The sequence below is a fragment of the Affinundibacterium fentianense genome (genome assembly GCF_018139545.1).
In the GTDB taxonomy this organism is placed as follows: Bacteria; Pseudomonadota; Gammaproteobacteria; order Burkholderiales; family Burkholderiaceae_D; genus Undibacterium; species Undibacterium fentianense.
In genome coordinates this window covers 612664-637850 of sequence record NZ_JAGSPJ010000001.1, presented here as the reverse complement: position 1 = coordinate 637850, position 25187 = coordinate 612664, and the positions used below count along the sequence as shown (strand labels likewise).

The 25187-nt window shown below is 43.5% G+C and carries 11 protein-coding genes and 1 tRNA gene; all 12 read left to right on the top strand.

Going from position 1 to position 25187, the window contains the following annotated elements; genetic code table 11:
- Positions 1-56 precede the first annotated feature (56 nt).
- Positions 57-1067, top strand: a complete 1011-nt coding sequence (locus tag KDM90_RS02835; protein ID WP_212674042.1) for a serine/threonine protein kinase — start codon at positions 57-59, stop codon at positions 1065-1067.
- Between the two features lie 61 nt (positions 1068-1128).
- The gene (locus KDM90_RS02830; protein ID WP_212674041.1) at positions 1129-2064 is read left to right on the top strand and encodes a PP2C family protein-serine/threonine phosphatase; all 936 of its coding nucleotides are present in this window, start codon (positions 1129-1131) and stop codon (positions 2062-2064) included.
- Between the two features lie 4 nt (positions 2065-2068).
- Positions 2069-2806, top strand: coding sequence for a ribonuclease PH (gene rph / locus KDM90_RS02825; protein ID WP_212674040.1), 738 nt, complete (start codon positions 2069-2071; stop codon positions 2804-2806).
- A gap of 11 nt (positions 2807-2817) precedes the next feature.
- Entirely contained in the window at positions 2818-3411 is a 594-nt protein-coding gene (rdgB, locus tag KDM90_RS02820; RefSeq protein WP_212674039.1) for an RdgB/HAM1 family non-canonical purine NTP pyrophosphatase, read from the top strand.
- Positions 3408-4685 (top strand): radical SAM family heme chaperone HemW, encoded by a 1278-nt coding sequence (gene hemW, locus KDM90_RS02815; protein ID WP_212674038.1) that lies wholly within the window; start codon positions 3408-3410, stop codon positions 4683-4685. The genes rdgB and hemW overlap by 4 nt, the downstream gene beginning before the upstream one ends.
- A gap of 216 nt (positions 4686-4901) precedes the next feature.
- On the top strand, positions 4902-6083 hold the full coding sequence (locus KDM90_RS02810; RefSeq protein ID WP_212674037.1) for an EAL and HDOD domain-containing protein: 1182 nt from the start codon (positions 4902-4904) through the stop codon (positions 6081-6083).
- The gene (locus tag KDM90_RS02805; protein ID WP_212674036.1) at positions 6083-8107 is read left to right on the top strand and encodes a putative bifunctional diguanylate cyclase/phosphodiesterase; all 2025 of its coding nucleotides are present in this window, start codon (positions 6083-6085) and stop codon (positions 8105-8107) included. The genes KDM90_RS02810 and KDM90_RS02805 overlap by 1 nt, the downstream gene beginning before the upstream one ends.
- A gap of 104 nt (positions 8108-8211) precedes the next feature.
- Positions 8212-8301: transfer RNA gene (locus tag KDM90_RS02800), tRNA-Ser, on the top strand.
- 843 nt (positions 8302-9144) lie between these two features.
- Positions 9145-11295, top strand: a complete 2151-nt coding sequence (locus tag KDM90_RS02795) for a peptidase domain-containing ABC transporter (RefSeq protein WP_230409563.1) — start codon at positions 9145-9147, stop codon at positions 11293-11295.
- A 72-nt stretch (positions 11296-11367) separates the two neighbouring features.
- A complete protein-coding gene (locus KDM90_RS02790; protein ID WP_212674034.1) occupies positions 11368-12807 on the top strand; it encodes an HlyD family type I secretion periplasmic adaptor subunit in 1440 nt (479 codons plus the stop codon).
- Between the two features lie 223 nt (positions 12808-13030).
- Positions 13031-13927, top strand: a complete 897-nt coding sequence (locus KDM90_RS02785; RefSeq protein ID WP_212674033.1) for a hypothetical protein — start codon at positions 13031-13033, stop codon at positions 13925-13927.
- Between the two features lie 5 nt (positions 13928-13932).
- Positions 13933-25187, top strand: an 11255-nt coding sequence (locus KDM90_RS18225) for a calcium-binding protein (RefSeq protein ID WP_329605284.1), incomplete at its 3' end; no start/stop codon positions are given.

Below are 25187 nucleotides of genomic sequence, written 5' to 3'. Positions count from 1 at the left end.
TGTACAATGCGTAGAATAATTCTTCCGCTATTTTCTTAAGTGAGACCTCATTTATTATGGCAGCACAAAATAACGCACCATTGCCGGACGGTTTGGAAATAGCCGGATACCGTATTGTAAAGAAAATTGCCTCTGGTGGCTTTAGTATCGTATATCTGGCTTCCGATGAAGATGGCAATGCCGTTGCTATCAAAGAATATTTACCCAGTTCACTCGCTTTAAGACAGGTTGGCGAGCTTGTTCCAGCGATTTCTGCCGAAAACTTTCCAGTTTATCGGATCGGTTTGAAATGTTTTTTTGAAGAGGGACGGGCACTTGCGAGGATTTCTCACCCAAATGTCGTGAGTGTTATTAATTTCTTTAGAGCGAATGAAACAGTTTATATGGTAATGGCCTATGAATCGGGTCGCTCTTTGCAAGAACATATTTTGCGACGTCGTGACAAAGGCGAAAAACCGCTAGTCTCGGAAAGATTCATTCGAAAAATGTTTAATCTCGTAATGAATGGACTACGTGAAGTTCATACTAATAAATTATTACATTTGGATTTAAAGCCAGCCAACATCTATCTCAGAATGGATGGTACGCCGATTTTGCTTGATTTTGGCGCAGCACGACAAACCCTTAAAACGGATATGCCTAAACTGTATCCAATGTACACACCTGGATTCGCGGCTCCAGAACTATACGTAAAAAACAGTAATTTGGGACCATGGACAGACATTTATAGTATTGGAGCTTCGATGTTTGCGTGTATGGTTGGCGCACCACCACAACCCGCCGACCAACGCAAATCAAATGACAAAATGGAAGCGCATTACAAAAAGCTTGAGGGGACATATTCCGCTGAGCTGATTGATGTGGTTCGGATGTGTTTGAAGCTCGACCCGATGGAGCGACCACAAAGTGTTTTTGCACTTCAAAAGGCATTAACGGTGAAGGCGCCACCTCAGCGCGAACTGGGATTTTTTGAACGAGCTAAGTTGAAAATCTCAAGCTTAATTGGTAAGAACGGCAAAGATATCGAAGATAAAGATTTCACGACGATCCAGGAAGATACCATGTAGTCGCTAGCGTGCGCGGGCAAGTTTTTAGTTAATTTAAATTTATCAAGGTTATTCCAATTTTATGCGCTTTTCAGTTTATCAAGAGAGTCACATTGGCGGACGTAAGGTGAATCAGGATCGCATGGGGTATAGCTTTACGCGCGATGCAATTCTATTGCTGCTTGCTGATGGTATGGGCGGCCATATTATGGGCGAGATGGCCGCAACGATCGCGATGCAAACAATTGGCAGTTTGTTTCAACAACAAGCCCATCCTATGATTGATAAGCCCGAAAGATTTTTAGAGCGTGGCTTTTTGTCTGCCCACAATGAAATTCATCGTTTTCGACAATTAAAAAACTTACCAGAGACACCGAGGACAACAATTGTCGCCTGTCTGATTCAAAACGGAAATGCATATTGGGCCCATTGCGGTGACTCTCGCTTATATTGGATGCGAGATGGGCAGATTTTGTTGCGCACCAAAGATCATTCGCGCCTCGAGACTTTAATTGAGCAAGGAAAAGTTGATCCTTCCGAACGCAATACCCACCCAGATCGCAATAAGTTGTTTAATTGCCTAGGTGCACCGAATGCACCCATTGTTGAGCTCTCTCGCAGAGCCTCCTTGCAAGCAGGGGACCTTATTCTTCTGTGTTCGGATGGACTTTGGGGTGTTTTGCCGGATCACATGTTAGCCCAACGATTACACGAACAAACCATCGTACGCGCAATTCCAGAACTTGTTCGGTCAGCGGTTGAAATAGCTGGACGGCAAGGTGATAACGCCACGGCACTCGCGATGATGTGGGAAGGTAATGATATTCTCGAAAATTCTTCTATTATTTCAACCAATACTTTGCCAGTTGGTTCAATCGCCACAACGATTCAAGTCCCTCTTGATGTGGATGATGAAGCACAAGAGGCGGATATTTTTAATGATGAAGAGATCGAAAAAGCCATTAACGAGATTCGCAACGCGATTCACAATTCTACCAAGCTAACTAATAAGAGTTAAACCTATGTCAGATCAAATTCAGGTAGCACGACCAAGCGGTCGTGCTGCGCACGTTCTACGTCCAATAACATTGACTCGTCAATTTACCAAACACGCGGAAGGCTCGGTGTTGGTCGAATTTGGTGACACGAAAGTCATCTGTACGGCCTCGATTGAGGAGAAAGTTCCCGGATTTTTAAAGGGAAAGGGACAGGGTTGGCTCACAGCGGAGTACGGAATGTTGCCGCGCTCGACGCACACCAGAATGGATAGAGAGGCAGCAAAGGGCAAGCAATCGGGCCGCACCCAAGAAATCCAGCGCCTTATCGGTCGATCTTTGCGTGCAGCGTTTGATCTCGAACAGTTCGGCGAAAGAACCTTGCATTTGGATTGCGACGTAATACAAGCGGATGGTGGTACTCGCACTGCGGCGATCTCCGGCGCGATGGTAGCTGCATATGACGCCTTTTCGAAGTTAAAAGAGCGTGGCAGCATTGCCTCTATACCTGTTAAACATTTTGTTGCCGCGATTTCGGTCGGTGTTTATCAAGGATTGCCAGTTTTGGATTTGGATTATTTAGAGGATTCGAACTGTGACACAGACATGAATGTTGTCGCGAGCGAAAATGGTCATTTTATTGAAGTGCAGGGTACCGCGGAAGGCGTTGCATTTGATCGCGCCACATTGAATCAATTGCTTGATTTGGCACAGCTCGGGATTCAAGAAATCATCACTTTGCAAAAACAATGCTTATCTTTGTAAGGTAGTCGAAGATGGAAGTCGATCAAAAGAAAATAGTTCTTGCCTCCAATAATCAAGGCAAACTTCGCGAGTTTCAGCAACTGCTCTCAACTTTAGGTTTCGAATTGCATGCGCAGGCTGAATTCGGTGTTCCAGATGCAGAGGAACCGCATATAACATTTGTTGAAAATGCCTTGGCTAAGGCGCGCCATGCCTCAAAACTGACCGGGCTTCCGGCGATCGCGGATGATTCTGGAATTTGTGTTAACGCTTTGCGTGGCGCACCAGGCGTGTACTCTGCGAGATTTGCTGGAGAGCCGAAATCGGATCAACGGAATAATGCGAAGCTGATCGAGTCTTTGAACGGTGTTGCGGACAGGTCTGCATATTATTATTGTGTCTTGGTATTCGTTCGCAGCGCGGATGATCCACAACCAGTGATTGCGGATGGACGATGGCATGGACAGATAGCCTTCGATGCGCAAGGCGAGGGTGGTTTTGGGTACGATCCCTATTTCTATCTGCCAGAATTGCAAATGACGGTCGCGCAGCTAGATAGTACGACTAAGAATCGATTGTCACATCGCGCGCTAGCACTACAAGAATTATTGAAAAAATTGCGATGATACCGATTAAACCTGTTGGCATGTCTGGTTCAGGCCAGGGCGAAAAGAGCGCTTCGACACAAAATTCTTCACCGAATTCATTGAGTGATTTACCTGCACTTGTGCAGAATAATTTTTTGCAACCTGGTAGCTTGCACCTCCAGAGTTTGCCGCCATTGTCTTTGTATATCCATTTTCCATGGTGTGTTCGAAAGTGCCCGTACTGTGATTTCAATTCGCATGAAGTGAAGAATCAATTTGATGAGGCAGCTTACCTCGATGCTGTGAAACTTGATTTGGAAATGGCATTGCCCTCAATCTGGGGGCGGAAGATTTATACGATTTTTATTGGTGGTGGTACACCTAGCCTTATGTCTGCCGCTGGATTAGATCGTTTGCTATCCGATGTTCGGACCTTGCTACCCATTGATTCCGCAGCCGAAATCACGATGGAGGCGAATCCAGGGACATTTGAGGCGGAAAAATTTAAACAATTTAAGCAGAGCGGAATCAATCGTCTGTCAATTGGCATACAAAGTTTTGACTCGCGGCATTTGCAAGCGCTTGGACGTATTCATGACGGCGCTGAAGCGGAGAAAGCAATCGCGATCGCGCGTGAAAATTTTGAGAATTTCAATCTTGATTTGATGTTTGCCCTGCCATCGCAGACTTTAGACGAATCAATGATCGACTTAAGAAAAGCCTTGAGTTTCGATCCGAATCATTTGTCTCTCTATCATTTGACTTTAGAACCTAACACTTACTTTGCGAAATATCCTCCTAGTTTGCCTGACGACGATCTGAGTGCTGAAATGCAAGAGCAGATCCAGATGCAGATGGCTGGCGCTGGCTATTTGCATTATGAAGTTTCTGCGTTTGCGAAGCCAGGAAAGGCATCTCGACACAATCTCAATTATTGGAACTTTGGCGATTACTTGGGGATTGGCGCTGGCGCCCACTCAAAAATATCCTTTCCACATAGAATCGTTCGGCAGGTGCGTCATAAACAGCCGAAGGCATATATTGAGGCTGCAAGAACGGGAAATATGATTCAGGAGAGTCATGAAATTCCTCGGGATGAGCTGCCGTTCGAATTTATGTTAAACGCGCTTCGTTTGAATCAAGGGTTTGATCCTCAGCTTTTTTATGAGAGGACAGGGATGCTGATCAATTCGATCGAGACGGCACTCAATGATGCCGAGACGCGAGGTCTAATTCAGCGTGACCATCAAAAAATTCAACCGACAGAATTGGGGCGTCGATTTTTAAACGACCTGCAGCAATTATTTCTATAGAGTTGGATGTCAACGTGTGTATTTGCGTGCTGGCACGACACTCCAGTCACGGAAAGTTCAGCGTCAAGTTGTTTGCTCGTTCAATGCAAGTCACAAAATTTTAAATTATGTTAAAAATGCACTTGCAATTGTGTAATTTTCAACTTACTATCAGGATATAAATTGCTTTAAAGCATTTGATTATAAAAAACACATAAAACAGGGAATACGCGTTCAATGATGCCGATCGCCAAGGTTTTGCCGATTGTTAATAGCCAACAGAAGCTGGTCGGTTTATACCCACAATTTTCTACAAGCGATGATCAAACAAGCCTCCAATTTTTAGCGCAGATGAGCACTTTGGGGCTTTTTGAAAAATTGCCAGGCTTGTTTCTTTTTATTGACATCGCAGATCCAATGAGTCTGCCAGGTGATTTCGAAAAGCGCGAATTTGCCAAGAGTGTTGTGCTTTGCATTCTCGAATCCTGTTGTAATACCAAAGAATCGCAACAGAGACTAAAACATTGGCAGCAGTCAGGAGTTAGGATCATTGTCGATGACTTTCAATCGAAGGCTCAATTGCTGTGGGCTGATACTCGTGGGATTGGAGTCGATTGCACCAATGGCGTTCCATTTCACGTACAGCCTTGGTTGTTTAGTCTTCAAAGTAGTCAGCACTTGGCAAAAAATCTCCATTCTGTGCAGAGCTTTGAACAGGCGCATAACGCGGGCTTTAGTTTTTTTTCAGGGGATTACGCGTTTTCTAGTTCGAACCATACGCGCACGGCAGATCCCAGCGCCCGTGCAAGGCTCTTAAAGTTGTTGGGTTTGGTTGCGAAGGATGCGGATTCCCGCGAGCTGGAAGCCTTATTTAAACAAGATCCAGCATTGTCATTCATGCTGTTTAAATTGGTCAGTTCTGCAGCGTTTGCGCAAACTGTCAAAGTGAATAGTTTTATTCAAGCGATTAGCCTACTTGGACGGCGTCAGCTGCAGCGTTGGTTGCAATTGCTTCTCTATGCACGTCAGCATGGTCAGGGAAATAGTTTAAATCCGCTGATGTTGCGTGCTGCATTTCGCGCGAGTTTCATGGAAGCATGTATTCGCGGCGAGGGCGGTGATCGAGATGCGCAAGATGCTGCCTTTATGGTGGGCATGTTTTCTTTATTGGACTTGCTGTTTGCGTGTCCGATGTGGGAGATTCTCAAGCCTTTAAGCCTGCCAGATGAGGTGCGCGACGCTTTGTTAGAGAGGAGCGGTCAACTTGGCGCCTTTCTCAAGCTGGCCGAGAAGGCGGACCGAATCGGCACTTCTAATACTGCCGAAAATAGCGACGACAAGCGACTTCCGATCGACTCCTATTATGAGCATTTGATTCAAGCGTATAGTTGGGTAAATCAAGTTTGTCAGGACATGTAATGCGTTCATCGACCGGCTTGCTACAAGATCTGAGGATTGGTGCTGAGCTTTGCGAAGCTATCATGTGCTTTGCTGATGACGAACTTGAGTCTGCCTTGAATCGGCTTGCGAAACAAATTTTCGACGAAGCAAATTTAGAATTCAGAAGGACGCTGCCGATTTCGACTGATGATTCTGTCTGTCGCCAAATTGTTGCTGAAAATTATTTTGTCCTATCTGGAAAACATGGGCACATTTCAGAATCTGATTTAGATAAACTAAATTATCTTACTGCTCTGACCGCACAATTATTCTCATCAAAATTAGTTCTACATACCAAATTTGATGCTGCAATTCGAGCGCAATCGCTTCATTCTCAAATATTGGATCAGATCCACGAATCCGTCATCACGATGGATTTGGCTGGATTTATATTGAGCTGGAATTTGGGAGCTGAAAAACTTTTTGGTTATTCCGCGAATGAAGCTGTCGGCCAAAACATTTTGTTTTTATATGAGAACGAAGAAGTCGATGACGACAGTAATCGTGACATCTTCTTAGAGCAAGGCGGGCGTGAAATGGAAGTACGCCGTCGGAAGAAAAACGGCGAAATTTTTTGGGCTAGTTTGAGTCTGTCGACATTAAACGACGAAAAAAATATTCCGATTGGAATGATCGGTTACTTGACCGATATCACGGAACGAAAACGCTCAGAAGAAAAAATTAATCACCTTGCCTATTACGATCCCTTAACTGATTTACCGAATCGAACTTTATTCAAAAAGTTGATTGATAATGTGCTGCAACAAAGCCAACGCAATGAGGTTTCGATGTCGGTGATGTTTATCGATCTCAACCGATTTAAACCCATCAATGATACCTTGGGGCACAATGTTGGCGATCAGCTCTTGATTCAAGTTGCACAGCGATTTCGTTCTGCATTGCGCGAGAACGATGTCATCGCAAGATTGGGCAGTGACGAGTTTGCGGTCGCGCTGCACGACGTCAAGCAACATTTTCACACCGGGCTAGTTGCGCAAAAGATGCTTGCAACCCTAGAGCAGGTTTTTCAAATCGAAAATCATGAATTAAGACTTGGGGCGAGTATTGGTATTAGTATTTATCCCCAAGATGGTGAGGACGCCGAGGCTTTGCTCCAAAAGGCTGACATTGCGATGTTCAAAGCCAAACGACAAAGTGAAAAAGCGAGCGGTAGTTATGCCTTCTACGATGTGGAAATGAATCGCTTAATCGCAGGGCGCTTGTATTTGGAGTCTGGTATTCGCAGAGCATTGCAAAATGACGAATTTTTCTTACTGTATCAACCCAAAGTTGATATTCATTCTGGTGCGGTAATTGGTGCCGAAGCTTTGATACGATGGGCGCATCCAAAAGACGGCATTATTTCTCCGATAGAGTTTATCGGTGTCGCTGAAGAGACCAATCTCATTCTACAAATCGATGCATGGGTTTTAGATGCTGCCTGTGCACAAGCTAAACGCTGGCAAGACGAAGGCGTTCTCGCCTTCCCGATTGCAGTGAATGTCTCGGCTAAAGAATTTACGTCATCCTTGCCTGAGCGAATTGAACACGCTTTACGCAAACATCAAATTTCCCCAGCATGGTTGGAGCTTGAGATAACGGAGAGTATGTTGATGCAAAATGCAGATGGGGTTGTCAGGATTATGAACGAAATCACCGCGCAAGGCGTGAAGTTAGCCCTAGATGATTTTGGCACCGGATTCTCGAGTTTGTCCTATCTTAAGAAATTTCCAATTGATACCTTAAAAATTGATCGCTCATTTATTCAGGGCATCCCAGATGATGTTGATGACTGTGCGATCGCTAGTGCAATCATCAGCATGGCAAAACAAATGAAGCATCGAGTGATTGCGGAAGGCGTTGAAAATCGCGAGCAATTTTCCTTTCTACAGAAAATGGGGTGCGATGAAATACAAGGCTACTTATTCTCGAGGCCATTGGATGTCGATGCTTTTGCACAATTGATCGCAAAGAAATTGAGTTTGCCCACGCATATTTCATAAATTTATTTGATAAATTCTCCCTCAAATGAAAAAAAACAGATATAATTTCGGGCTTAGAAGATGACTTGTTTAAGCAGTGTCATTTGCTAGTGAAGTATAGATAAGGAAGTGTGGCCGAGTGGTTGAAGGCACTAGTCTTGAAAACTAGCGAGGGTGAGAGCCCTTCGTGAGTTCGAATCTCACCGCTTCCGCCAGTATTATTGAAAAAGCCCTAGAGAAATCTAGGGCTTTTTCTTTTTGTACTTTGGTATGCTCGTTTTATGTGAGTCGCGCGATGTAATCACATCGTGCAATTGTTGGCATCGTTTTATCGACTTCAAAATATTCATTGTCCCAAGGGCTTCCTATAGTCGACTTTGTCTTGTCGGCCATGAAATTTCCTCCTCTACATGTAGCTTAACGCGTGTTCGTTGGTCGGATTGCTGAGTCTCTTTTCCATCACCTGTGCGCAGATAAACTCATGCGCTAGCAGGATGATGAAAAGGTCAAATTCTCTCAAATATTTTGAGGTCGTTGAACGCATTTTTGGGAGTCGCTGTGGTCCGATTTCATTCCACGTTTTATTCGGAGCCCTCGGTCGCAAGAGTCGTCTTGAATTTGTTGACGTAGAAGTACGCACTATTGTTCTGCAGTTCGCTGTCAAGCCAAGGCTGGCGGTCGGCATCGCGCATCGAATACTATCGATCGTATGTTTCGCTACGACTGATACCACACAGCGAAGAACTAATGCCATGGTCAAATGCAATGCGCCTTCGCGTGAGGTGGGCGATCGTGGTGTCTTGATTGTTGGTTCCATTCATTATTGTCACTTGCGGGATTAGGTTCCGAATGAATCAATTTTCGTCGATTTGGAAATTCATTTCGGACGAATTAATATTTTCAAGGATGGTATTGCCAAATGGAAATCTCTTGATGAAATTAAATTAATTAAATTACTTGAAAATATTTTACTTTTAATGTCAAGTTGACATTGATAATCATTTAAATTGCTATAAAGTCATGCTCATAAAGTAATTTTTGTGATGAGCGTGATCGCAATGAATTTTCAAGAACTCCGACAAAATACCTTCTTCTGGGTGCTGCAAGGCTTGTGTGCGCTGCATAGAAAGCCCTTCTCACTCGAGTTGGCAGAACAACAATGCGCTGCGCCGTACAGCAATCAATCCTTGCATGCTATGTTGGAGCAAACTGGTTTTTTGATAACTGCTCACCAATGTTCTATCAAAAAACTACTTAAAGAATCTTTTCCTCTCATTGCTTGGTGTCGAGAGTCAGCGCCGCCTGAGCATGAAATTAATAGCGCAGCAAATGTAGATCACTTCATTACACCTGCATTAATCCTGCAAGCAGACGGGATGCACGTATTAGTGGTGGAGCAAACCGACGCTGCACCGCACACCATCACCTTAGAACAATTCCAACAACGTTATTCAGGCCAAATTACGCGAGTGACACCCAAGATCGATATGGGGATAGACGCGGATAGTGCGGAACAAGAACGCCAAACACGACGATTTGGCTTTCGCTGGTTTATCCCAGAACTTTTAAAGCATCAAAAGCTTTGGCAAGAAATTCTACTTGCTTCACTGGTGATTCAACTCATTGCTTTAGCCACGCCTTTGTTCACCCAAGCCATCATCGACAAAGTTGTTGTCCATCGCACTCAAAGCACTTTGATCGTTATCGCAATTGGCATGTTGGTCTTCATGATTTTTTCGGCGGCGCTTTCATGGTTGCGTCAGTATTTGATTTTACACACAGGTAATCGCGTTGACGCTGTGTTAGGCTCTGCCGTGTTTGAACGTCTGTTTAAACTCCCGCCACTGTACTTTCAACACCGTTCTACGGGCGTGATTTCAGCGCGTATGCACGGTGTAGAAACCATACGCGAATTTATTGCCAGTGCGGCCGTCACGATCATCTTGGATTTGCCATTTTTGCTGATCTTCGTTGCCATCATGTTTTATTACAGCGTCACGCTGACCTTGATCGTATTAGCCGTCCTCGCCGTGATCGTGACGCTGAGTGCTATCGTCGCACCTATGTTTCAAACCAAGTTGCAACAACAATTTCAACTCGGAGCCCGCAATCAAGCCTTTATGACTGAATACATCGTTGGCTTAGAAACCGTCAAATCACTACAACTAGAACCGCAACTCAATAGCAAATACAGCGGCTATTTAGCCAGCTATCTGCAAGCTGGTTTCGACACCAAACAACTTGCCAATACCTACAACACGGTCTCTAATTTGTTAGAGCAAATCATGACCTTGCTCATTCTTGCGATTGGTGCTTATACCGTCATGCACAGTAAGGAATTCACCATCGGCATGCTGGTTGCCTTTCAAATGTTCTCAGGACGTTTATCACAACCCATGCTACGTTTAGTGGGACTTTGGCAGCAATTTCAACAAGCGCGTTTGTCTGTCGATCGTTTGGGGGATTTAATGAATGCGCCCACAGAACCTTATTCCATGATGCCAAGTCGTGATGGTAAAAAGAGTGGCAGAGTGCAGATTGAACAAATCGCTTTCAAATACGCTGAAGAATTACCACTGGTCTATGACAACCTCAGTATCACGGTGGAGCCAGGTCAAACCATCGGCATCATGGGACCATCCGGATGTGGCAAAAGTACGCTCGCTAAACTCTTGCAAGGCTTCTATCAACCGACTGCCGGACGTATCTTAGTCGATGACGTTGATATTCGCTATTTATCCGCTAATGAACTACGCGCTCACTTCGGTGTGGTACCCCAAGAGACCACGCTATTCTCCGGTACCATTTATGACAATCTGCAAATGGCGAGCCCAAACGCCAGTTTCGAACAAATTGCTGCTGCTTGCAAAATGGCAGAGATTCACCAAACCATAGAAGCGCTCCCCAGAGGCTATCAAACCGAGATCGGCGAACGTGGGGCTGGACTATCGGGCGGACAAAAACAACGCATCGCCATTGCCCGCGCTTTACTTAAACGTCCTAGTATTTTGGTCTTTGACGAAGCAACCAGTGCCTTAGATACCCACACCGCCGAACATTTTGCGCAAACTATCAATAGCCTGCGTGGCAAAGTCACGATGCTCTTTATCACGCATGGACTGCCCAAAGGCTTGCATGTCGATGCCGTGTATCGATTAGGAGCTCAAGGTGCGCAGCGTGTTGCATTAGCAACCGCAGTCGGCAGCTAAACATTAACACCGACGAACGTATATCAGAGCAAAACAAACTAAAACAAACTAAAACAAACCACAGCAAAAAGAATGAATCAAACAAGCGCCCATCAATCTGTGTCGTCAACACAAGCATCAAGCAATGCGACCACCTCACAGGTCGTGCAATTGCGTCCACCCACGCGCTGGCACGATCCACTACAACTAATTCAAAATAATCCACCAAGTCAAATTGGTCGCATCGTCCTATGGTCAGTCTCGATGCTAGTCTTCATCCTCGTTATCTGGGCAGCATTTGGCAAACTCGACATCATTGCCAGTAGCGAAGGAAAATTAGTCCCGCAAACCTTAGTAAAAATCGTGCAACCTGCAGAATCAGGAATCATTAAAGAACTTTTAGTCAACGAAGGCGACAGCGTCAAAGCAGGCCAGGTCATAGCACGACTAGATACCACCTTAGCCAATGCCGATCAAAGCAGTATTAACCATGATCTACACACCCAACAAATGCAAGTGCGCAGAATACAAGCTGAACTCAACGACGTCCCCATGCAAAACAAAGCAGGTGACGACTTGAGCCTCTTCAAGCAAATCTACGATCAATACCTAGCCCACAGAAAAAATCATCGCGATAACGTAGATCAAGAACTCGCATTACTCCAAAAAGCAGAACACGAACGCAAGAGCGCGATAGAGATTTTAAGTAAATACGAACAAACCTTACCTTCACACAAGAAGACTGCTGATGCTTATGCTGATTTGGAGAAAGAAGGCATAGTCACGCAATCACAAAGTGCAGAAAAACAGCGTGCTGCCATCGAAACCCAAAAGAATCTCGACGCCCAACAAGCCACAATCGCTGCACTTAACGCCACCATCATCGCCCAACAAAAACGCATCATCCAACTCAAAAGTACTTACCAATCCGAGCTACAAAAGGAACTTGCTGATATCCAACAAAAGATTGGACAGATCCAACCCAATCTCGCTAAAAGCAGTTACAAGCAAGGTTTGATGGAGCTCAAAGCTCCGCAAGACGGAACCATTAAAGACATTGCCACCACCACGGTTGGTGCAGTGGCGCAACCTGGCAGTGTCCTCATGACCCTAGTTCCGAAAGATGAACAACTATATGCCGACGTCAATATTAAAAACGAAGACGTAGGTTTTGTTGAGGTCGGTCAAGCAGTACAAGTCAAAATCGCGACTTATCCGTTTCAACGATTTGGCATGTTAAGTGGAACGCTCACCCATCTCAGTGCCGATGCGACTGAAGTAAATAAACCTCACACGACGGGCAACAACTCCAATGCGGCAGGCACGAATGAAAACTACGCCAGTACGATCGCGACTTATAAGGCACGCATTCAATTGGATCAACAGAGTTTGATTGATGCACAAGGTAATAAACATCAGCTCAATGCGGGGATGCAAATTGTAGCGGAGATCAATCAGGGTAGACGTAGTGTGTTGGAATATTTGTTGTCGCCTGTGCAGAAGGCGATTAATGAAGCAGGTAGGGAAAGGTAGCGCGAAAAACTATTATTTTGAACTATGCCCAAAGCCCCGAATTGTTTGTATTAGTAGAAGTGTTGATGTCGCAAGATCACGTTCATCAGGAGAACGAACGCGTAAAGTAGGAAGAATGCGTTCAGACGTCGAAGCCAACGAGGCCTACACAAAATCAGAAATTGTTTAGAAATGCAAAATCTTTTGGTCTTCAAAATATGAAGAAAACTGATAAGGAATATTTATGCTAACTGGAACACCATTAGACCTTACGCCGTTTGGTGCGGCCTTACAGGGCATAGGCGTATTGTATTGGCTCTTTGTTTTAGGGGTAATTGCCATCATTTTGTTTACGATTGACGGGTGGTGGTGGAAGATTGTCTGTATTGTTTTGGCATTGGTATGTTTGGTATTGCCTGTGGCATATTATTTTTATCTGAGATATCAAGAGCAACAAGTTTGGAAGTCGCATATGGACAAAGTGCAGGCGCAGTTTCAACTGCGTTGTCAAAGTTCTGGCGAGAAAATCTATCGTACGGTCGATGACGTCGAGGGAATATTGTTGAGGAACGTTCGACCAGATGAACAAGGAACGGAGGTTGAGGATCCAAATTGGCCTGATGCGGCGTTGGCCCATGAACGGCAGGCGAATGGATATATTGAAGAGTTTTTAGGATGGGAGCATCACGAAGACAAGCGAGAGTCTCGTGGATATGTGACAAGTGATCCTCGTCCACAACTTAGATACATGAAACAAGATGTTTTGCCTGGGTATCGATTTGTCGATGTGATAGACGATGAACATCGGATATTTCGTTATAAATATCAAGCAATTTTTCGTGATTTGTCTAAGGATTTGGTAACGGGACGTGTTGCGCGCTATTCAGTCGAATTAGTGAATTTTATCGATCCAGACGATCGAAAATTGTGGATTGCCGGAGTAAAAATAACTGTAAAGGATGAAGAAACGAAAGAGATCTTGGCGGAAAAAATTCGATATGTCTATGAGCCCGGTCAGGGAAGCCTTGCGCACGCTCGGCAGCCATGGCGTTTCGCTCTACTTTGCCCTAATGATAAATTGTGGCCTAACACATCAGTTCGCTTTTTTGTAGACCAAGTATTAAAACCGAAGAAGGATTAATCGCTATGCCAAATCAAATTACACAATACTTGAAATACGCGAATTTACAAATGGCCGCAGAGTCATTATTTGGTGTCGTACAAGACGGAGTCCCTGGTAGAAAAGTTGGCGGGTTATTGGATATTGAAAATTTAAAAATAGGCAATACACATGCCAGCAAATTCCCACCAGAATTAGCCAGAGATTTCGGCAATTTTTGGACAGTAATCGAACACATCTCCAACACCACAACTGGATTTAGCGGCACTTTATTTAAATGCACGCAATCAAACGAAGCATTAGGTTATGTAGAAGGTGAACTGGTCATGTCGGTACGTTCGACCGAATTTATTGATGATGCGGCGCGTGATAACGAAGCGACTAACACTTTAGAATTGAAGGAATTCGGCTTTGCTTTTGGTCAGCTAAATGACATGGTCGATTGGTATGATCGCTTGTCAGTACCTAACGGACCACTTGCTGGCGGAAAACAGTTTAATTTAACTGGTTATAGTTTAGGTGCATCGATTGCAACGTCGTTTAATATGTTGATGGCGGAAGAGGTATCAAATGGTGTTCGGTCAAGTAACCCGATTACAAATACTTTTACGTTTAACGGTGCTGGTGTCGGCGAAGTTTTACCGGGTCAAAGTTTGACAGGCGCATTAAATCAGTTTTATGTAAGCAAAATTAATGGGAATGTAGACTTATTTAACGACGAGATCGCAAGGCAGATTTATCAAGATATTCGGCCGACGTTGAATTCCTTGACTATCGATGATAGTGACTTGTCTAGAGCCAATAGCAGAATATTATTCGAAATTGCCCAAGCAAATGAAATCCAAAATTCTGTAGTGCAAACGCAAAGAGTCGATCAACTTCGCATTTTAAAGAATGCAGTTTTACGCATGAAATTGATTTTTGATGAAGCTACACGCGTAAATAATGGCATTCCGTCAGGTCTAGGTGATAATGCGGGGCCGGTTTCGATACCAAGTATTGGTGCCATTAATCTCGACTATCAACTTGGCATTTTGCGTGCATCGAAAATGACGCAATCGTATAAGTCCGGAATTCTTGATGGTCTAGGCCAAGCGTATGAAAACCCCCGTACGTATATCCAAAACTCTTATATGAGTCCAGTGGTCAATTTATATGGAAATCCGTATCCATCTGCAGTAGCTAACTCGCAGCACCATTATGGTAGTGGTGTGCCGATCTATATTGAAGATCAACCACTTTGGCGTAATGGCTATGTTGGTTCAGTTTTTGGGGAATCAAATTTTTTATTTGGTGAAACGAAGTTACTTGTTCCAAATTACGCAAAAACTGACTTTGGCGATACGCATAGCTTGGTCCTATTAGTAGATTCTCTGCGTGTTCAACATCTACTGACAACACTTGATCCCAATGCGACTCCTGCTAGCTTGAGTTCGATATTCCAAATTGCTTCTAATCTTCAAAGGCGAGTACAAGGCGAGGAATCCGACCCAGGGCAAGTGGGCAATATAATCGTCGGCGCACAAGGATTGGCGGAAGGTGATGTGTTAGAGAATGTCTTAAATTCGTTGAGCAAATTACTTGGATATGCCGTATATCCTTTGCAAGGAAATCCATCTGGCGGTACATGGGCTGACATCAATGACAGGGAAGCGCTTCATAAACGAATTAGTGAAATAGGAAAGAAAATTGATGAATTAAATTTGAACGGTAAATTTCTAATTACCTGTTCTGCAGGTGATGCACAAATGGCGAGAGATGATTTTTCATTTTTCTTAAATACTTATTTTTTGTTGCCATTGTTTTTGAAATCAAATGATGCAACAGTGATTAATACATTGGGAAGCGTGCACGAAACACTAAAAAAGAAATGGGATGCCGACAATGCGCTTGATGGGAATGATCGCGGTAAAGGTCTTGAAAATTTCAGCGAGCGGTTTTTGACTGATCGTGCGCAAATGCTTTCATGGATTAACTATAAAAATTTTCGTAACGATGGAAATTATTCGTTCGATAATAGCCTCCAATTTTTGTGGAATGTGGAAGATCGCTTGTCCGAAATTAAATTCCGAATCGGCGGAATGTCGGATGTTGAGAGGTATCTTAAATTTGGCTCTGAAAACAGCGAAATCGATATTCTTGGCGGTGAAAATGACGATGCCATATATGGTGGCGGAGGTGATGATCAGGTTGAAGGAAACCAAGGCGACGATTATCTTGAAGGTAATGATGGAAATGATAAATTGTTTGGGGGGGCTGGTAAGGATATTACCTTGGGCGGTGACGGTGATGATGCGCTTGATGGTGGCGAAGGTGACGATGTTTTGATCGGTGGTAATGGTTTTGATCGATACACTTATAAAACGGGAGATGGTCTGGATGTAATTATTGACGAAAAGGGAAAAATACTTGTTGACGGTATTCGTTTGACTGGTGGTTTTCGAAAAAAAGGAGATTCTGTTTATAAAAGTAGAGATGGAAAGCACACATATGATTGGGATGGTGGTGATTTAATAATTGATGGCAAGATCACAGTAAAAGATTTTAAGCAATTTAATTTGGGAATAGTACTTCGGGATGACAAGGGTTTTCCTGATCCTTTTGATTTTGCTGAGTACATGGTTTCCCCTTTGGTCTTAGATTTGAACAGAGATGAAATAATCGAGACAAGGCGACGGGATGGTGCTGCGTTCTTTGACCATCAAGACGATGGTTTTTCCGAGAGAACAGGGTGGATTGGACCCAACGATGGGTTACTCGTTGTCGATAAAAATGGTAATGGCACTGTAGATAACGGCAACGAATTGTTTGGGAATAATACCTTCTTGGCGAATGGCTCATATGCAGCCAACGGTTTTGATGCATTGAAAGAATATGATTCAAATTTCGATGGCGTGGTTGATGTTAAGGATTTGGATTGGATAAAATTGAAAATCTGGCGTGATCTTGATGCAAACGGCTACACGAATACAGGCGAGTTGTTTTCTTTAGATACTGTCGGCGTGACATCGATCGGAATCAGTTATACATCGTCTACATATATTGATGCGCAAAACAATGCTCACAGACAAAATGGTAGCTATACCGCCAATAATGGAATTTCCTATAAGGTGTCTGACATTTGGTTTGATTCATATCTAGGAACTTCTTTTCCTGACGTTGAAATTGATATTCCAGATTCAATTGCTATATTGCCGAATCTGCGAGGAGATGGAAAAGTTTATGATTTACATCAAGCATTGGCGCGAGATAGCAGTGGCAAACTCGAAACGCTTGTGCGAGAGATGCTCAGTGCTACTTTTGAAAATAACAAAACCGATATTTTTGAACAAATTTTATTTAAGTGGACGGGTGCTGATCGTGTCGAAGTAAATAGTCGTGGCGCTTTTAACGCTCAAAAACTTACAGTACTAGAGCAATTTGGAGGGCGTCAATTTTCTAAACAAGTAACGGGTGGAGTCCCGACTGGTGGACCTCAAGAAAGTTCGGCTCTTAATGCCAAATATGACCTTCTTGTTGCTAACTTGTACTGTGAGTGGCTAAGCCAAACTTCGCTGAAACCAATATATGACGCGATTAAATTTTCACGAAGTTCGACAACGCAAGAATTGATTGCAGATCTATTGCCAACGGTGTCAATTCTTAAGAATGCAATAATAAACGAACCTAGTTCGGGCAGTAAAATTTTTCATGAGTTTGTGTTATTGCTTTTAAACAGAAATCTGGTTGCAAATTCAAATTTTGATGAGTTCGTTGGGAGTTTTGATCCAAATGATCCCGAATTTAACGCGCTAATTACATCGGCCTTGACAAATGGTGAGGTTCTAGATTCAAAAAATATTGGTGACGTAGTATTTGGACTAGGTGGAAATGATCGGATTTTTGGAAAAAATGGTTATGACTACCTTAATGGCGGTGACGGAGACGACTTAATCATTGGATATGCAGGAGACGATGTAATTGTTGGTGACCACGGTAATGATCAATTGCAAGGGAATACTGGTAACGACACGTTTGTCTATAACGTTGGAGATGGTGCTGATGTCATTTTGTTGGGAAATGGAAATGAGAATGATGTACTAAAATTCGGTGCGGGAATTACAAAAGACATCATTAAAGTGTCAAAGCAAAGTAATGCTTTGATACTCGGTTTTGGTATTGGACAAAGTGTTAACATCTTTGATTATTTTACTACTCAGAAATTCACACCTTCGACGGAAGTCATAACACAAATTAGATTTAGTGATGGTAGTGCTTGGGATTACCGCGCTATCGTTAGAATTCTTGTTGATCAAGGTTATCAAATGCAAACTGAAATTGCAGGAGATTTTTCCGTTTCAAATAAAATTGTGGGCTTCGCGAGCGATGATGTTATAAGAGGTGGATCAAGTGACGATACTTTGAGCGGTGGTGATGGAAGTGATCATTTGTTGGGCGACGCTGGGAATAATGAATTGCACGGCGGTGATGGAGAGGATGAACTCTTAGCGGGCGACGGCGATGATTTTTTTGAAGGGGGTACTGGTAACGATGTAATACAAACTCGTGGTGGTAACAATACAATTTTGTTCTCCAGAGGTGATGGCGCAGATTCAATCGATTCTTATTCTGAGCAACCAAGTGTAAATACGATTAAATTTGGTATTGGTATCGCACCTGAAGATATTGTTCTTGTGCGTTCAAATAACAGCGATGGTGTAGATCTGATCTTTAGGATCAAAGAAACAAACGATTCAATCACCATAAAAGGTTTCTTTGGAATTAATTACGATGAAAGTCGTATCGATCAGGTTACCTTTTCTGATGGGGTTATATGGGACTATGCTCATTTATTCGCACACTTTCCTTTTGTTACTTTGTATGGGAACGCAAATAGCACGACCCAAGGTTATTTGAACCTTGCAAATATGATTTTTGGTATTACCGAAGCTGGTCAGATCTTGGGTGGTTTGAAAAATGACACCATTTATGGTGGAGATGGCTCAGATCATTTATATGGTGGAGATGGAGCTGATCAGATTTTTGGTGGTAGTGGTTTGAATATAATTTATGGTGAAAACGGTGATGACACCATAGTAGGTGGGGACTTTAAAGATGAAATCTATGGTGGTGTTGGTAACGATAATATTCGTGGAGGCAGCGGCGTAGATACTTTGAATGGTGATGATGGGAACGATCAAATTGTTGGTGACGATGGTTCCGATCAATTGAATGGTGGTTTTGGTGATGACATCTTAGATGCTGGCTCTGCGGATGATAACCTTAATGGCGGTGATGGTGACGATACGTTAATAGGTGGTCTCGGTAATGACATTCTCGTAGGTAATGGAGGTAACGATACCTATGTGTTTGGACACGGAATGGGGCAAGATGAAATTTTGGCATCCAATAGTAGCGCTGATTTTGATTTCATATCAATGCTTGCCGATGTGACTCCTTCTGATGTAACTGTGTTGCAAGACCCTAATAATAAGACCGACTTAATTGTCTCAATCAGAGGTAGTACTGACTCAATTCGGATCGACGGATTCTTTAATTTTTTACTAGGCCTAGCGGGATCAACACCCATTGATCAAATTCGATTTTCGGATGGTACTAAATGGGACCTAGAAAAAATTAGTACGATGGTATTTCTTGGTGATGATTCAGCGAATATCATTTATGGCGATGCGAATGAAAATGTAATTAATGGTGCTGGTGGTGACGATCATCTCTATGGTGGCGGTGGCAACGATGACCAAATTTATGGAGGTGCTGGAAATGATTACTTGGAAACCGGTCTAGATCAAAGTGACAATCTGCTAGATGGTGGTGAAGGCAATGACATACTTAAGGGTTTTGCCAGCACACTCATAGGCGGAATAGGGAATGATAGCTTAATCTCTGGATATGGATCTGCCTATGTTTTTGGACGTGGCATGGGGCAAGATACGATCAGAAATACCGGCACGTTAAGTTCAACTGATCATATTAAATTTGATACGACGGTTTCACCTGGCGATGTACAAATTAGCCGTTCAGGTGATGGCGCCGGGCAAGATTTAATTGTTTCAATCAATGGAACAAGCGACAAAATTACGGTTCTAGGATTCTTCGCGCCCGGAGCGTCTTTTGGCGCCGACAATATGATCGATGAATTGAATTTTTCGGATGGCACGACTTGGACTAGCTCAGACATCATTAACAAAGTAGGAAAAACTTTCATTGGCGATGAGAATGCAAATGTCTTTGGTGGTAGTGCAGGCAATGACTTCGTTTATGGAAATGGAGGCAACGACATACTGTTAGGTGGTGCTGGTGATGACATGATTTATGGTGGTGTAGGGAATGATACCTTGCAAGGGCAAGATGGCAATGATTTGATTGATGGCGGTGTTGGTGACGATAGTATTGATGGCGGTGCTGGCGATGATACTTATATTTATAATTTAGGTGATGGTAAAGATATAGTCAATGAATCGCCTTCGCTAGCGAATGGTAGTGTGGATACCTTGCAACTTGGTAGTGGAATTTTGCCAGAAACAACCACGGCTACCATTGAAAATTACGATCTTATTTTAACTTTTGATGTGAACAATAGCATTCGCATGCCACTCTATTTTTTAGGAGGTGGTGTTGAATTAATTAAATTTTCCAATAACGTCGTTTGGGATAAGGCGTACTTCAATTCGAAATTTAGTCTAAATCCTAGTGAAGGTGATGATAAGTTATTTGGACAAATGGGAGTGGCAAATACCATCAATAGTTTAGGCGGCAACGATGTCATTGTAGGTGCGGAGCAGGCTGATACTTTAATTGGTGGGAAAGGAAACGACACCCTCAATGGATTTTTTGGGAATGACACCTATATTTTTTATAAAGGCGATGATGCGGATACGATTATTGAATCAAGCATTGCATCGTATGGAACAGATACGCTGCAATTAGGTACGGGCTTGAATGCAGTGGATACGGTGTTAGCTGTTGACGGTACCGATCTCATTCTTCAATTTAATGCGACTGATTCAGTTCGAATTCGTAGCTATTTTGACGGTAATACAATAGAAAATATTCTGTTTGCAGATGGCGTGAAGTGGACGAATGTTGATGTGCGTAATAAGTTTTCAGTCAGTACTGAAAATGCGGATACCCTATTGGGCGTGAATGGACAGGCAAATCGCTTGCTTGGTCTGGGCGGGAATGACACGATCTATGGTGGAAATCTCAACGATGCTTTGGTTGGCGGTACGGGGGATGACCAGTTATTGGGTGGCACGGGAGATGACACCTACGAAATTAATCTTGGTGACGGTAGCGACACGATTATTGAAAAAGTAAATCAGGGTACGGATACCTTAGTTTTCGGCGCAGGTATTTTGCCTTCTGGTATGACAGTGGAAAGGCAAAATAGTGATCTGATATTGCACGTTGCTAGCACTGATTCTGTGCGAATCAAAGATTACTTCGTGGTTGATGCTAACAACGGTACGATCGACAAGCTTCAATTTTCTGACGGAACCAGCTGGGACTTTGCGAAGATTTCTTCGTTCTTGATTAATCATGCACCTATAAATAATCTGACCATGTCTAACGTTGTTGTGCATCCAAACAATAGAGTTTCTATTGCAGTGCCAGCAAATACAATTGTTGACAATGATTTGGGCGATAGCGTCACTTATAGTCTCAAAATGAAAGACGGCTCAGTTTTGCCTACATGGCTAAATTTTGATAACAACACGCGTCTTATTTCTGGTCTTCCATCAGTTTCCAACTTGGGAGTGTTAGAACTTTCTCTTATTGGCACTGATAAATCTGGGTTGAGTGTGAACCAGTCTTTCATGCTGACGGTTCAAAATGATGATGCCAGTCCAGTATTGAATATTCCCGTGCCAGATCAAACTATAACGACGCAAGCTGCTTATTCCTACACCATTACTAACGGAAGTTTCACTGACCCAGATATTGGTGACACCTTGACATTGAGCGCAACGCTTGAAGACGGAAGTAATTTGCCCGCTTGGTTACAATTTAATAGCGCTACAAAAACTTTCTCCGGAACACCTATTGATAGCGCGACATTGAATATCAAAGTGAGTGCTAAAGATACAGCAGGTCTTACTATTTTCGATGTGTTTTCGCTCAAGGTTTTAATGGCGGATACTTCTATTACTGGAACGATTGGATCAGACACACTAACAGGAACAGATGGTCCGGACACAATAAAGGGGCTTGAGGGTGATGATGCGCTTAACGCGCTTGCAGGTGACGACAGTTTAACTGGCGGAGCGGGCAACGATGTGCTCAATGGCGGCCTTGGCAATGATACGTACCAGTATAACTTAGGTGATGGCGTTGATACGATTAATGAGTTGAGTGAGCAAGGTACGGACGTGCTGCAACTCGGTGCCACTATTATGCCAGCGATGACTATTTTGACTCGCTCAGGAAATGATTTGTTATTGAGTTTTGGTGGAGCCGATTCGATTCAAATTACTTCCTATTTTTCTGGAAACGCGAACTACGGTACGGTTGAACAAGTGAAGTTTAGTGACGGCACGATTTGGGATTATGCTGCTATTGCCTCAAAACTTGTATACAACGGCACGAGTGGTGCAGACATTTTGACCGGTGTAAGCGATGCGGCAAATCATATTAGTGGCTTAGAAGGTAACGATACTTTAACGGGCGGTCCTTTCGCTGATGTCTTAGATGGCGGTGATGGCGATGATATGTTGGCCGGTGGCATAGGTAATGATGTTCTTATTGGTGGCCTAGGAAATGATACGTATCAATTTAACCTTGGTGATGGTGTTGATACGATTAACGAAAGTACTGCACAAGGTGCGGATGGTCTGCAATTAGGTACCAACATTACGCCCGCCATGACGGTAGTGTCAAAATTAGGTAATGATTTGATGCTGAGTTTCGGTGGTGCAGATTCTATTCGAATTAGTTCGAATTTCTCTGGCAATGGGAACTACGGAACCATTGAGCAAGTAAAATTTGCTGATGGAACAATGTGGGATTATTTGAGCATTGCTTCGAAGCTCACGGTGAACGGTACGAGTGGCGCAGATACACTAAGTGGCTTGTCAGACGCGCCAAATCACCTGTATGGATTGGCTGGTAACGACATCTTGAACGGTTCGATTTTAGGCGATGTCCTAGATGGTGGCACTGGCGACGATACGCTCAATGGTAATGCAGGTGACGACACATTAATTGGTGGTATCGGCAACGATATTCTAAATGGTGGCATCGGAAACGACACATATCAATTTAACTTAGGTGATGGCATTGATACGATCAACGAGGCGAGTGGTCAAGGCTCAGATGTATCGCAGTTAGGTGCAAGCATTACGCCTGCAATGACTATCGTATCGCGCTCCGATAACGATTTGTTGTTCAGCTTTGGAGGTGCAGATTCAATTCGAATTGCCTCCTATTTCGCAGGTAATTCAAACTACGGTACGATTGAACAAGTGAAATTTGCTGACGGCACCGCCTGGGATTATGCAACGATTACCTCTAAGATTACTTATTCTGGGACAAGTGGTGCGGATAATTTGACTGGTTTGTCGGACACCACTAATCGTATTAATGGATTAGCTGGCAGTGACAGCATTACTGGTGCAAGCGACGACGATATTTTAGATGGCGGTGATGGCGATGACATCTTGGTTGGCGGTTTAGGAAATGATGTCCTAAAAGGTGGCTTAGGTAATGATTCGTATCAATATAATGAAGGTGATGGCATTGATACGATTAATGAAAACAAATTGCAGGGTACGGATGTATTGCAGTTAGGTGTGACCATCACTCCAGTAATGACTCTAGCAGCGCGTTCTGACGATGACCTGATTTTGAGTTTTGGTGGGGCCGATTCAATTCGAATTACCTCTTATTTTTCTGGAAACGCGAACTACGGTGCGGTTGAACAAGTGAAGTTTAGCGACGGAACGATTTGGGACTACGCTGCTGTTGCGTCAAGACTCATATACAATGGCACGATTGGTGCAGATATCTTGACCGGAGTAAGTGATGCGGCAAATCGTATTAACGGCTTAGATGGCAACGATACGTTAACGGGTAGTGCATTTTCTGATGCCTTAGATGGCGGTGATGGCGATGATATTTTGACCGGTGCTTCCGGGAATGATGTTCTTAATGGTGGCCTAGGAAATGATACCTATCAATTTAATCTTAGTGATGGGATTGATACGATCAATGAGCGTTCGGATCAAGGTACCGATATCTTAAAACTCGGTTCGTCCATTAGCGCTTCCATTAGTGCGGTTGTGCGATCTGGCAGCGATTTGATCTTGAGTTTTGGCGGTGCGGACTCAATTAGAATCACATCTTATTTTGTCGGTAATGGAAATTTTGGAACCGTTGAACAAGTGAAATTTAACGACGGCACGATTTGGGACTATGCGACGATTACCTCGAAAATTACCTATAACGGTACAAGCACTGCGGACACCCTAACTGGCTTATCTGATGCAACAAATCGCATTAATGGATTAGTAGGAAATGACACATTAACGGGCGGATCTCTAGCTGACGTGTTGGATGGAGGTGATGGCGACGACATATTGATTGGCGGTGGCGGTAATGACACGCTCAAAGGCGGTATTGGCAATGATACCTACCAATTCAACCTTGGCGATGGCATTGATACTATTAACGAGGTTTCTGCACAGGGCACAGATGTTTTGCAATTTGGAGCTGTTATCACAACAACGACGACCGAGCCATTGAGATCGGGTGATGATTTGATATTGAGCTTTGGAGGCGCTGATTCGATTCGTATAAATTCGTATTTTTATGGAAATACGAATTATGGCGCTATTGAACAAATCAAATTCGATGACAGTACGATCTGGGATTATGCTGCTGTCGCATCGAAAGTTACCTATAACGGAACTAGTGGAATTGATAGCTTGACGGGATTGACCGGAATGGCAAATCGTATCAATGGATTTGCCGGTTCGGACACATTGACTGGAGCTGGGTCCAATGACGTACTAGATGGTGGCGCAGACAATGATACTTTGATTGGAAATAGTGGTGACGACACCTTGATTGGCGGAGCAGGTAACGACACCCTCAATGGTGGATCAGGGAGCGATACCTTCCAGTTTAATGTAGGTGATGGTGTCGATACATTGAATGAGAGTTCTAATCAAGGTGGAGATATATTGCAATTGGGTGCCGCCATAACACCTGAGATGGTCGTATTGTCCCGATCCGCAAATGATTTGATATTAAGTTTCGGTGGGACTGATTCGATTCGTATTCC